Raw genomic sequence first — 12,930 nt, forward strand, 5'->3', positions numbered from 1 at the left:
GCCTATTTTAAAAATTTTTAAACCACATCATAATAAAGTTTATTCAGTGATTACATAAATGATGGCTGGCGAGAATGAAAAAGACCTTTTAGAAAAAATAGGTAGAACAATTGATCTACTGAGAGAAGATAACGTTTTACCTCTTTCATTAATAGCAGATCCTAATATTTTTAGTTTGGAGCTAAAATTCTTATTTCCTAGGACATGGAATTTTTTAGCTCATGAATCTGAGATTTCGGCTAAGGGAGATTACGTAAAGAGATATATAGGTCCTTATATTTCAACCATTGTAGTGAGAGGTGAAGATGATAAGATACGTGCATTTTTAGATTTATGTAGACATAGAGGCAGGGGTATATGTAGAGCCGAAAAAGGTAACGCTGTTTATTTTAGATGTCCATATCATTTTTGGACCTATTCAAATATGGGAGAACTAATAAGTGTTCCATTAGAAGAGGAGGGTTATGGGAAAAATCTGGACAAATCTAAGCATGGGTTAATAGAAATTAAGACTGAAGTGTATAATGGTTTTATTTTCGGTAGCATAGACCCAGAGCAATCATTAAAAGATCATCTAGGCGAATTCTCTTGGTATACTGATATAGTAATGAAACAAGACCTTGAAGTTTATACCCCACAAAGATGGGTAGGTAATTTTAATTGGAAGTTAGGAGCAGAAAATTTTGCTCATGATAGTTATCATACTGCTTATACGCATAAATCCGCAGTAGATCTAGGATTACCCCTAATGGGGCCGAAAGGAAAGACTATATCACAGAAAGGAATTCAGTTTGTATCCTTAAAGGGACATAGTGGTGGAATGAGAGGTGCAATAACTGAAGAAGAAAAAGCTTCGCACTTCAGATATCCCTATATTTATGAAAAGTGGGATCCCAAAGTATTAGATCATATAAAAAACGTTCTAACACCAGAACAATTCGAGGTATTTTCTATGGCTGCGTCTTCAATGAGATGGAACATATTTCCTAATTTCTCATTTTTAATACATCCCATGGGTTCGTTCAATCCTAAAACAATTACTCAGGATTTTCCATATGGATTCCCCACACCTTGGCTTCATTTTAAGATATGGAGACCGATAAGTGAATCAAAGACTGAGATATTAAGCTTCTTTGCGGTTGAAAAGGTCGCATCAGAGGAAGCTAAGGAGAGATCATATTGGGCTTATCTACATGCATTTGGACCTAGTGGCATGTTTGAAATGGACGATATCGAAAATTGGATAACAATAACTCAAAATTCTTTGTCAGCTTCGAAGACCGGTAGAGAAATTAATTTGCCATACTTATTGGGCTCTCATAGGGATCCAATTAGAGATTTTGTGTGGAAACATGGAGATGAAATTGGTATCTACTATGAGGTAACAGAACATGGTGCTAAAAGTTTTTGGATAAAGTGGGCTGAGACTATAATTAAGGGGGCTGAGAAGTATGGTAAATGAGGTTTACTACGAGGTTTTACAGTTCATTAATTACGAAACTTACTTGTTAGATCATTATAGATTCGAGGATTGGTTAAAACTTCTAACTGATGATGTTAAATATATAATGGCTAGAAGAGTTTGGGCTGAGGGAATACCTAGTATAGATCTAAAAGCTCCATTAATGCTCGAGAATAAGCGTTCATTAGAAGCTAGAGTTAAGAAGTTAATGAATGAATTCTCTTGGAGTGAAACTCCAAAATCATTATATAGACATATCGTATCAAGCGTATTTATAGAAGAGCAAAAGGGCAATGAAATAAAAGTATATTCAAACGTTTTATTCTTAAGACATAGACCTACGTCATTTATGGGAGAAACTCCAGAATACGAAATATTCTCTTATGAAAGAGAAGACGTTTTAAGAAATGATAATAATGGCGTTAAACTAGCATATAGACTGATTATACCGGATTTACCCGTAATTCCGGTTCATGCTCTTTCTAACTTATACTAGGTGTATAAAAATGAGTGATGAATATAAACCATTAAGTAGTTATATTGAAATAGGTAATGAATTTAGTCATATTTTAGTAAGGAAAGTAGGTACGAAAAATGGTGTTAGATTAGAGATTTTCTCACCAACTACCGGCACTAAAGTATTTTTGGATCCTCTACAGTTAGAGTATCTAACGTTAGTTAATATTGAGGTTTTCAGAAAAATAATAGATCTTCTATCAAGGGAATCTGATGTACAAGATAAAGCCTCAGTTGATAACTAACATCCGTCTTTAAGTTAAATAAAATCAAAGTGTCGTCATTGGGATACATATTTATTAAACGATATGTCTTTACAGAGAAACCATATGCTTCGCCTCTAATAGGCTTGAGTTTGCAATCGTAGGAGTTGCAAAGGAGTAAAAGGGATATTAACTTAATGGGAGATTTTGGGAATGAGTAAGTTAAGGGGTTTAACTGGCTATATTTTATGTTGACAAAAGCTATTCTCTTCGCACTTACTAAGAAATAGACTATATTTACAAGGTATTAACAAAATAATAAAATGAAGAATTAGCATAATTATATAGAAACTTTCAAATATTGTGGTTATTTTAGAACATTCCACAAACTTTTTAATCGAGTTATCTATTCATAATATTACAAATTAAGGGTGATTAACAGTATGCCCTCTGATGACTATTTGAAGGAGATAAGGAGAGTAAGCTTAGCTGCTACCTGGGGAACTATGTTTGAATATTATGACTTTTTAGCATCATCAACTGCCGCAGGTCTTGTCTGGTCTACAATTTTTTATGGGCCTATAACTAAAGTGCCTAGTATTGCCCTAGCTCTATCCTTAGTCACAGTAGCCTTAGCATATCTTGTAAGACCAATAGGTGGTTTAATCTTTGGACATCTTGGAGATAGATATGGTAGAAAGTCTAATCTAATCGTAACGTTAGTACTCATGTTTATTGGTAGTTTTGGGATAGCAATTCTTCCTACTTACGCTTCTATAGGGCTAATCTCGGTCATCTTGCTAAACGTACTGAGAACAATTCAAGGCTTAGGTTTTGGTGGCGAATGGGGTGGGGCTTCGACATGGCTGATGGAGTTCGGTATGAAAAGTGGCAAACCATATGGAATTTGGAGCGGGCTATTGCAATCCGGAGTATCTTATGGTATAGGACTTTCTGCATTGGCTTTCAGCATTGCAACCTCTGTTTTAAATCATTCTGCATTCCTTAGTTGGGGTTGGAGGGTTATATTTATCGTTGGTGCTATAATTGTAGTTATAGGAATAATAATAAGATACTTAACACTCGAAAGTCCAATATTTAATGAACTTAAAGAAAGAAGAGATATTGCTCGTTTGCCATCCATTGAAATATTGAAATTACAGTGGAAAAAGATAATAATGTTAGCCTTTAGTTGGTGGTTTGTAACAGTATATGATCCTTTATTAGTATTGCCTTATTCTATTGAACTGGCTATTGCACTTAAAGTAAGTCCGCTTTTTGGCCTGACTACACCTAGTTATATGCTATTAGTTGTTGGGATTTCCGCTATTTTAGGTGGAATTTCAACCTTTTTAGGTGGGATTGCTTCTGATAAGTTAGGAAGAAAAAAAGTTATGATAATAGCTAGCGGTATAACAGCTTTAATTATCTACCCATATTTGCTTCTGTTCTTTACTAGAAATCCATTACTACTTATACTAGCTGGACTACTAATATATTTACCCAGATTTTTCGGTCAAGGACCTTTACCGGCATTTTTTACTGAAATATTCCCCGCTAAATATAGATATTCAGGTTCTGGACTAGCTTATCAATTTGGAGGACTTCTTACCGGTATTGCAACCGGAGTAATATTTCCATCAATTTTAGCATTTACACATGCAACTGTATTAAGCGCATGGATATACGCCGGTGCCTTAGGAACTATAATAGCAGCCGTATCATTTGTTACATTATTATTTATTAGGGAGGAAAAGACGGTATATTAATTTTTCCTTTTTACTGTATAATTAATAGTAAACATAGCCCTCCATTAGCGTCCTACACTCACGATTTACTATAACAGATTTAATTTCTCCCCTCTCATTTTTCTTTATCTGAAATTCTGAGATGCCTTTTGGGTGAGCTAGTCTAATTAAATCTTTATTTTTCGACTTAACACGACCATCTAATATGTTTCCTTTTAAGGAGCTAGCGATAGCAACTGCCACACCTCCACTTATCGATAACGCATGATGTATTTCACCTAATGAGATGACTCTTACTGAAAGATCATAGGAGTCCTTATCAATGAATTCTTTATTTATAGTGTAATAATCTCTTGGAGCAGAAAATATTATAGGTAATGGAAATAATGGAGAAAGCAATCCTAACAACTTTCCTCCTACTGTTTTTCTCACCTCCTCTATGATTTTTAGCGATTGTTGATTTTCTTCACCTGGCATTTCATAACCTGTTAGACCAATATCACGAGCATTAATCAATATTATCAGTCCTATAGCATCAATAATACTAATTTGGAAGTTCTTTCCTAAAAGATTAATTACATCTGTACCGTTGCTTGTGGGATAACATCCCTTATTAAAAAAAGAACCACAAGGATCTATCCACTCTACCTCTACATTAACCTTCTTTTCCTCGTCGTATTTTCTTTTATTAAATTTCATTATTATACTTTTTCTCGTATTTATATTAAAAGCTCTGACTTTTACAAACGTCTCATCTACACTTTTAACTAGTCCCTCATTATATGCATAAACTGCTATGGCAGCAGTTAAGTTTCCGTCTACACCATTCCAGTCTATAAATCTCTCTCCCAACCCTACTTGTCCAAACATGTACTCGAGATCATAGTTAGGATCTTTAGATTGCCAGACTACCATTACCTTGCTTGAGAATTGGTTTCCCCCACCTACGCCATCTATTTGCCATTTATCTCCACTGCCAAATATTTTTAAGATAATTTCATCTCTTTCATTTACATTGCTTGGTAGATTTTCCCCTCTAATGAAAACTCCTTTGGTAGTACCTCCTCTAATGATTAGAGATCTAATTTTTTTAGTCATTATAACTTTTTACACTATTGCCCAATTTAAAAGTTGTCCTAGCGAATTTTGGAAAATTATTGAAGATTTACGCGGATAAATCTTTTCCTTTAGTTTCTATTAACGTTAACGATAATAAGGCGGAAATTATTGAAAGGATTGATGCGGTAATTGACACAAATGGTGTTGCACTAATAATACCATGGCTGGCCGAAATAAGGAAAGGCTCCCAAAAGGTTATGAAAAGTCCTATTATGAAGGCTGCAAGTTGATATGAAAGTGCTGAGCCAGAATATCTTACATTTGTGGGAAATTGTTCCGTGCCTAAAGCTCCATATACACCAAATGCCATTTGAATAAATACATTTATTAACGTCATGGCGATCACTATTAAAATGGAATTTCTAGTGGACAGTAATAGAAAGTAGGGATATGTGAATATCGCTAGACCTATGGCAGCGATAAACGCCACTAACTTTCTTCCTATCTTGTCCGCGAGAATACCGCCTAAAATGAAAGTAGGTACTATTCCACCAATTACAGTCCCTAAAAATAGTGCAAATGTAGAGAATTCTCTCGCTATACCTAGACTACCTAAGTATATTAATGAGTAAGGTTCTACAAGGAAGGTGAGACCTATTAAATTTATGTTTTGTATAAAGGCCAGTTTGATTACTAGCTTAGGATATTTTTTAAGTAAGGTAAGTAATGGCGTTTTCTCTAACCTTTCCTTCTTAAGCAGTTGGTCAAATATGGGACTCTCAAATGCTATTACTCTTATTAATATACCAACTATTAGCGCGATACCTCCTGCAATAAAGGGAATTCTCCAGCCGAAGGTTACAAAATTCTTTCCAGTAGATGCTGAAACCAAAGAGAATACTATGGATGCAATTGAAATTCCTATAGGTGCGGTAGTTTGTACTAGACTCGTCCAAAATGCCCTATATTTTGAGTTATGATGAAATTCTATAACCCAGGTAGTTGCTCCTGTGTTCTCTCCACCTAATCCTATCCCAAATATTATTCTCCACAAAAATAGTAAAATTACAGCCAAAATTCCAATTGAAGTTGTAGGTGGAGTAAAAGCTATCCCAAAAGTCGCTATACCCATTATAACCATAGTTATAACCATCATTGATTTCCTACCTAACTTATCACCATAATTTCCAAATACTGCAGCCCCTATAGGTCTAGTAAGATATGTAGTTCCGAAGGCTGCAATAGACAATCCTGCGGCAATGGATGTAGGTAAATGAGAAAAGAAAACAATGGGCCATACTGTAGCAGAAGCCGTTGCTGCAATAAAGAAATCATACCAATCTATTAGTGTACCTACTACTGCTGCAATGGTAACAATAAATCTATCTCTGTTAGATTTCACATCCTTAGATCCCATGTTTTAAGTTATTGTTATGAAAGCTTATAAATTTATTCTTTCCTTTACTATCAGATAAAGCAGAGAAATGGAATATAAAATAATCGAATAAATTCGAGGAGTTATTGGTACTTTTACACTCAGATATTATATCGAACTTCTTCATTCAGTTAATTTTTGAGAAAAATGGAGTTGAAGGAATTAATAAAAATATTTGTTAATCTTCTAAAGATATTCCTCTTGTTTCTTTAAGAAATAATACAGAAATTAGAGAAATTAAAGCAATAGCTATTTGGACTCCTGCTATTACGTTAACTGCATGTGTGATTGGGACTCCTGCTATTAAAGGTGGAATTATAAATGCTGTAGCCACACCTAAATAAAATCCAGCGAATTGAAAAGACAATCCAGATCCTGAATATCTATATTTTGTAGGAAATAACTCAACGAAATACGCACCAATTGATCCTACCGAAAGACCTTGAAAAACTTGAATTAATATCAAAGCAACAATTATAGAATATGCGTTTAGCGTGCTTATTAATAAGAAATATGGATAAGTCAATACTCCAACGCCTATTGAACTTATAACAATAACCGTTTTTCTACCTATCTTATCAGAAGCCCATCCACCTAAAAAAGCGGATATTATTGTAAAGTATGCTCCTATTCCTAACATTAAAAGTATAAAAGCTGGAGTAGGAATTCCAAGTAGTACGTGCTTACCAGAAGCCAGTAAATACTGAAGAGTAAAAGGAGTTATAACAACCCCAGTTACAGATACTCCAAGAAAATAAGAGGCTGCAGCATGAAGAATACGTCCACCATAGGCTCTAAATATCTCTAAGGATGGTAGCTTAGCTGGTCTACGTTTAGATATATAGTTTACGAAGACGGGAGATTCCCTTAACCTTGCTCTAATAATACCTCCAATAATTGCTGCAATTGCACCAATACCAAATAAAATACGCCAACCAGTACTTACTATAAATGATTGTGGAAAGATTAGATACATTATCCCAAAGGATACCGCAGCAGAACCTATTCCTACCCATGCAGAAGCCCCTAAAATTCCAGACCAGAATCCCCTTTTCTTAGTATCTGCTATGTATTCAATTAACCATGTTGAAGCCCCACCCCATTCACCACCAAAACCTAAGCCTTGAATTATTCTAAATAAAATCAATAAAATCGGTGCAAATATTCCTAAAACTCTATATGGTGGAACTAGTGCCATTCCTATAGTGCCTATGAAGATTACTATAAGAGTTGCTACTAACGTCGACATTCTACCCATTTTGTCACCAAAATGTCCAAAAATCATTCCACCAATTGGTCTTACTACATAAGCAGCGCCAAAGCTCAAAAACGAAAGAGCAATCGCAACACCAGTTATTTTAGATACTTGTAGAAAATATAGGGAAGGCCATATGGTACCTGATGCAACACCGGCTAAGATAAATACATAGAAGTCAATAAATGTTCCTATAGATGATGCTATTGCAACATTTCTTACATCTTTAGGACTGATTGAAGATGGAGTTTCCTTATTGGATTTACTCATTTATATCATCATATAATCTTTCATTTTTTCCAGCTATTTATATTTTTCCTCACAATTTTCCTAAATATGAAACAAATAATATATATAAAATTCATGAACTCAAATAGTAATATGGTAAGAAGTAAGGGAAAAAGGAAATTGTTCATTACACTTCAACGAAAACTCTACCATCTCTTTCTGGAGATACTATAGCTTCAAGCGCTCTTAAAGCTTCTTCTAATTTAAATTTTCTCCAAATTCTAACCTTTAATTTACTAGCTAAATTGATAAGAGTATAAAGTTCAGACTTTTTACCTCCGCGAACACCAATTAACGCTCTCTCGAACCTATAAAGATATATGGGGGATATTTTCACAAATTCTTCATTAAATTCACCACCTGTTAGCGCGCCAAATGTTGCCCATCTCCCTAATGTACCTACTACTCTAAGACTCTTATTCCATGTGGCAACACCTACAGAATCTATTACAACATCAGCCATTCTTCCTTTAGATATTTCCTTGACTTCCTCTTCTACTGTATCAAGATTAACTAAATAGTCTGCACCAAACTCCTTTAACCATGATCTATTCTTTCTCGAAACCGCTATAACGATACCACCGAAAATTTTCCCTAATTGTACAGCAAATATTCCCGTGTTCCCAGAAGCCCCAAATACTACTAGATACTCACCAGCTCTTAATCCAGCCTTATTTAATGCATGATATGGTGTCAAAGCAGAGGCTGGTAAACTTGCCGCTACTTCCCAGCTTATTTCTTCAGGAATTTTTATTACATTTCTTTCTGGGACAGCAATGTATTCCGCAAGCCCACCATTGGCATTTATGCCAAATCTCCCACCGTTTCTACATAATTGCTCATTCCCTAAGATACACATATCACAAGTACCGTCATGGATTCTATGATATATTATTACTTTGTCTTCCTTTTTTAGATTCTTAACCTGATCTCCTACTTTCTCTACTATCCCTGCAACTTCCTCTCCCGGAATATGTGGAATAGGAGATATTTTATGCCCTTGAACAATAAGGTCTTTAGTCATATAATAATCTTGAGGATGTATTCCTACCATTTTTACCTTAATTAGAACATCATGCGGGCCTATTTTTGGCTCCTCTACATCTGTTATTTCCACCATATTTGGTGCTTCAATTACTAGAGCCTTCATCAATACTCACCTATAATCAAATATTTCTTCATTAGATATAATGTTATCTATTTCCAGATTTAAAGAAGATTATGCTTGATATACCTTTTCATAATAACTGCAACCCGAGGGTTTTATGAAAGGTTCTTTAATAAAGCTATTAGGAAATGCTCCTTTATCGCAATTATTATGAAGAAGACTAATATTAAAAACGCTACTTTTTAACTCCTTCTATTCATTATTCTTGTAATTGTATATATAAAATTAGGATTATACTTGTACATTTAGATTAGAGAAATCCATAATGTTTCCAATTCCTTTTTTAATGCCTTTATCTAGCTAGCAGATGTAAAGAGTGTCGTTATTATGTTACAAACTTTTTGAAAAAATTAAGTTCATAGTTTTGGGGCTAAAATTCATAATAGATTAAGGGAATTTCCTACAAGCACAACAATTTATATCTTAGTGACGACACTATTAACACACTCTGCTTGCAAGTAGTTAATTTTTTAATAACACATTAAACATATGATAATAAGATGAATGATAGTAAAAAATCTATCAAAGATTATATTAAGGCTGATAAACAAGAAGCTTTCTTTAAGCTTAGTTCAGAGGTTTATACGGACCCTTACTTATTTAATCTCGAGATGGACAAGATATTTTATAAAAGTTGGGTTTACTTATGTCATGAGTCGCAACTAAAAGTTCCTAATGATTATCTTACTACCTACATAGGTGAAATCCCCATAATATTAGTTAAAACAGAGGGAGGAAAAATACTAGGACTAATTAATAGATGTAGACATAGAGGTGCGCTTGTGTGCAGACAAGAGAAAGGGAATTCAAAATTCTTCAGATGCCCATATCATGGATGGACCTATTCCAATGATGGAAGATTATTAGGAGTACCTGATAGGGATGGATATCCAGAGCAGTTTAATATGGAGAAATTAGGATTACTTAAAATTCCTCAGTTAGTTAATTATTATGGCTTCATTTTTGGATCTCTGTCCTCTGATGTACCTGAATTCGAAAATTATATTGGAGAGGCAGGTAAGTTATTGAGATTAATAGCACAAAAGTTTCCAGGTGGAATTGAGGTTTTAAGAGGCTATCATAAATATGGAGTACCTATAAATTGGAAACTAGCATTTGAAAATGCTGTAGACCATTATCATGCACCCTTTGTTCACGAAAGTTACTTCGAAGCAGTAGGACATAATCCTGGAAGAAGAATAGATTTACGATCTAAAGATTTATCGCTCTATTTAGGTAAGGGGCATTTAGTAGATCTTATGTTCAGAGAATACGAAATCTACGAAGTCGATGAGAAAGGGTCTCCTTGGTATCTCAATAATAACGGAAATTTGACCGAAATAGAGAAAAAATGGGCGTCTAAAATAACGTTCCATTTAGCAATTTTTCCTAATGTTATAGTCTTCGATGTAGCGTCGCCTGGCCCAACAATTAGAGTTATAAGACCGGTTAAGGTTAACTATACTGAAGTCTACTCGTATTATTATTTGCCCAAGAATGCTCCTAAAGAGTACAAAGAGAAGGAACTAAGAGCTTCCTTAAGATTCTATGGTCCTGCAGGAATGGGAACCCCCGATGATCTCGAGGTGTTAAAGTTAGCTACGGAGGGTTATAAGGTAAAAGAAAAAGAAGGCAAGTATAATGATTTATCAAGGGGTGTACATAGAGATTTTAGGTATCATGAAATATTGGAATTAGTTAACGCTGAGATGATAGGTCATGGAACAGACGATACGGGATATAGGGGATTTTATAAGTGGTGGGCTAAGATAGTATTTGGGGAAGAATTAGATTTTTAATTTCGATAGTTATATTCAGGGTTCTTGATATACCACAAAATCTTGATCTTCTTCTTCCTTTGGAATATCTTCCTTCGGCTGTATTCCTAAGCCTAAACCTTTGAATTGGAGATAATCTGTACCAATTTTGCCTTCTATCCTAAAATATCTAAAAGGATCGTCAGGGGGCGTTTCAAGTAAGAAACTATCATGTGCAGTTACCGATACATGATAGTTAGCGGAGATACCTATCCAACCATTATCTGGTCTATGATGATATGACAGACTTACATTATATAACTTAGCTAAATTGATCCTTTTAATTGCCTCAGTTATCCCACCTATTTTGGTTGTATCTATCTGAAAATACGTATATGCCTCGCTCTCTATTGCCCTTTTAAACTCGTTTATTGTGAAAATATTTTCGCCCCCTGCTATTGGCACTATTTCATTTAGCTTCTTTAAGGCTTTATAATTATCACTTTGCCTTAATGGTTCCTCTATCCACATAGGCTCATATTTGGATATAGAATTAAACAATTCTTTTGCTTTTTCAAGGCTAGGTATAGATGAGCTTAAATCCACTATAATTTTTGGGGAGTAACCATAAATATCCCTTAATTCTTTCATTGCATCAATGGCCCTATTATAATGTTCATGAATTTTTATAATTTTAAAACCTCTTTCAATGAATATTCCTACTGCCTTTCTTAAAGAATCAATATTCCCATATCGAGATAATGCTATATATCTAGGTGTATCTTTTCCAGAATATCCTAAGAGCTTATATATAGGTCTTCCCAATTTCTTACCCATTAAATCCCATAAGGCAATATCTATTCCAGAAATTACTCCAGATGATACTGCACCCTTTCCCGTCTCTAAGATCTTAAAGAGAAAATCATTTATTTCACATATCTCTTCTTCATCTTTATTTAAAATTGCTCTAGAGATCTTTTGACCTAAAATTATGTAAATATCTCTAGAATTTGCAGTTGTTGCTAATATCTCTCCCCATCCAATGATATTTTCATCATTCGTTATTTTAACGAAAAGTTGTGAACTCCATTGATTGTACCAAGATTGCAATGGATCTGTTTTCTCTAAAGGTATATTAGCCTTTATAAACTCAACCTTCTTTATCATCCAAAGTTACCTATTTATTATCTTTCGTTTTGCGAATAAATATATTTCTCCAGGATATTATCTGGTATCTGCATTAAAATTTCCATGGTCAATGGATCTATATATCTAGTAATCCCACTTGTAATGCACTCAATTTTGAACCTAGGACTATTTCCACTGAAATCTATCGAGATCCTTACTTTTGAAAACTCATTCTTTATCTCTAAGAAACTTACCTTTTCTTGCATAGTTTGGTAAAGATATAAGCATATTAAAATTTAACTTTAAAATACCCTCAAATGGAGATCATATATAATTTTGACTAGTATAGGAGGCATTAGTGATCTTTGCTTCTAACAAACTAAACTCTGATAAATCTTAGTAAAGAATTATATTAGGAGTAAAATTCCGTTTTCTATAAAATCATTAATGAGATTTACTTTCTTGTATTTTATCTTAAGTTTTCCATTTTCATCTTTTATTATCCCCATTTCCGTAACTCCTACATAAGTCTCCAATCTTTTATATAAATTCCTATAAATATACAAGGTCCAATTATATCTTACTTTCCACGAATTGTCCATTTCATTAAATTCTGCAATAATGTTAGAAATCATTCTCACAGTACGAGGATGAGGATTGTATGCTGGTGCTTTCCCACTCGTTATTCTTTTCACGTATGTTTCCATTTCTCTCTTTGTGGATAAATAGAGAATACTAACATCGATGTCAGGATCAGTTACAATATTCTCCTCATCTTCCCATGCAGGAATCCAATAAAAGGAATCATCGGTAAATAATTCTAACCATTCATCATATCTCTTCTCATCTAGTAGCATAGCTTCTTTGTATACTAACTCTACCAATTCTTCAGAGGGAATCATGTTTTCACG

The 12,930-nt window shown here is 34.2% G+C and carries 12 protein-coding genes; 5 read left to right on the top strand and 7 right to left on the bottom strand.

What is annotated here, in order from left to right; all coding sequences use genetic code 11:
- The first annotated feature begins 58 nt into the window (after positions 1–58).
- From J5U23_RS08645 to J5U23_RS08660, 4 genes are all read left to right on the top strand, one after another.
- Positions 59–1,462, top strand: a complete 1,404-nt coding sequence (locus J5U23_RS08645; RefSeq protein WP_218265890.1) for an aromatic ring-hydroxylating oxygenase subunit alpha — start codon at positions 59–61, stop codon at positions 1,460–1,462.
- Positions 1,452–1,958, top strand: a complete 507-nt coding sequence (locus J5U23_RS08650; protein ID WP_218265891.1) for an aromatic-ring-hydroxylating dioxygenase subunit beta — start codon at positions 1,452–1,454, stop codon at positions 1,956–1,958. Before J5U23_RS08645 ends, J5U23_RS08650 begins: the two co-directional genes overlap by 11 nt.
- A 10-nt stretch (positions 1,959–1,968) precedes the next feature.
- Complete coding sequence (locus tag J5U23_RS08655) at positions 1,969–2,223, top strand: hypothetical protein (protein WP_218265892.1); 255 nt, start codon at positions 1,969–1,971, stop codon at positions 2,221–2,223.
- 401 nt (positions 2,224–2,624) lie between these two features.
- The gene (locus tag J5U23_RS08660; protein ID WP_218265893.1) at positions 2,625–3,950 is read left to right on the top strand and encodes an MFS transporter; all 1,326 of its coding nucleotides are present in this window, start codon (positions 2,625–2,627) and stop codon (positions 3,948–3,950) included.
- A gap of 21 nt (positions 3,951–3,971) precedes the next feature.
- On the opposite strand, the gene J5U23_RS08665 is transcribed toward J5U23_RS08660, so the two are convergent.
- The 4 genes from J5U23_RS08665 to J5U23_RS08680 form a co-directional block, all read right to left on the bottom strand.
- Positions 3,972–5,027, bottom strand: coding sequence for a PrpF domain-containing protein (locus tag J5U23_RS08665; RefSeq protein WP_218265894.1), 1,056 nt, complete (start codon positions 5,025–5,027; stop codon positions 3,972–3,974).
- Between the two features lie 67 nt (positions 5,028–5,094).
- Positions 5,095–6,405: an MFS transporter gene (locus tag J5U23_RS08670; RefSeq protein WP_218265895.1), complete on the bottom strand. Its 1,311-nt coding sequence runs from the start codon at positions 6,403–6,405 to the stop codon at positions 5,095–5,097.
- Between the two features lie 196 nt (positions 6,406–6,601).
- Complete coding sequence (locus J5U23_RS08675; protein WP_218265896.1) at positions 6,602–7,948, bottom strand: MFS transporter; 1,347 nt, start codon at positions 7,946–7,948, stop codon at positions 6,602–6,604.
- Between the two features lie 145 nt (positions 7,949–8,093).
- Positions 8,094–9,116 (bottom strand): alcohol dehydrogenase catalytic domain-containing protein, encoded by a 1,023-nt coding sequence (locus J5U23_RS08680; RefSeq protein ID WP_218265897.1) that lies wholly within the window; start codon positions 9,114–9,116, stop codon positions 8,094–8,096.
- A 518-nt stretch (positions 9,117–9,634) separates the two neighbouring features.
- Here J5U23_RS08680 and J5U23_RS08685 point away from each other — a divergent pair.
- Positions 9,635–10,933 (top strand): aromatic ring-hydroxylating oxygenase subunit alpha, encoded by a 1,299-nt coding sequence (locus tag J5U23_RS08685; RefSeq protein ID WP_218265898.1) that lies wholly within the window; start codon positions 9,635–9,637, stop codon positions 10,931–10,933.
- 15 nt (positions 10,934–10,948) lie between these two features.
- Here J5U23_RS08685 and J5U23_RS08690 read toward each other — a convergent pair whose 3' ends face one another.
- From J5U23_RS08690 to J5U23_RS08700, 3 genes are all read right to left on the bottom strand, one after another.
- Positions 10,949–12,058, bottom strand: a complete 1,110-nt coding sequence (locus J5U23_RS08690; protein WP_218265899.1) for a mandelate racemase/muconate lactonizing enzyme family protein — start codon at positions 12,056–12,058, stop codon at positions 10,949–10,951.
- 17 nt (positions 12,059–12,075) lie between these two features.
- The gene (locus J5U23_RS08695; protein ID WP_218265900.1) at positions 12,076–12,285 is read right to left on the bottom strand and encodes a hypothetical protein; all 210 of its coding nucleotides are present in this window, start codon (positions 12,283–12,285) and stop codon (positions 12,076–12,078) included.
- A 141-nt stretch (positions 12,286–12,426) separates the two neighbouring features.
- The gene (locus J5U23_RS08700; RefSeq protein ID WP_218265901.1) at positions 12,427–12,921 is read right to left on the bottom strand and encodes an aromatic-ring-hydroxylating dioxygenase subunit beta; all 495 of its coding nucleotides are present in this window, start codon (positions 12,919–12,921) and stop codon (positions 12,427–12,429) included.
- Positions 12,922–12,930: the final 9 nt, after the last annotated feature.

Origin of the sequence: Saccharolobus shibatae B12, from assembly GCF_019175345.1 — an archaeon.
Classification (GTDB): Archaea; Thermoproteota; Thermoprotei_A; order Sulfolobales; family Sulfolobaceae; genus Saccharolobus; species Saccharolobus shibatae.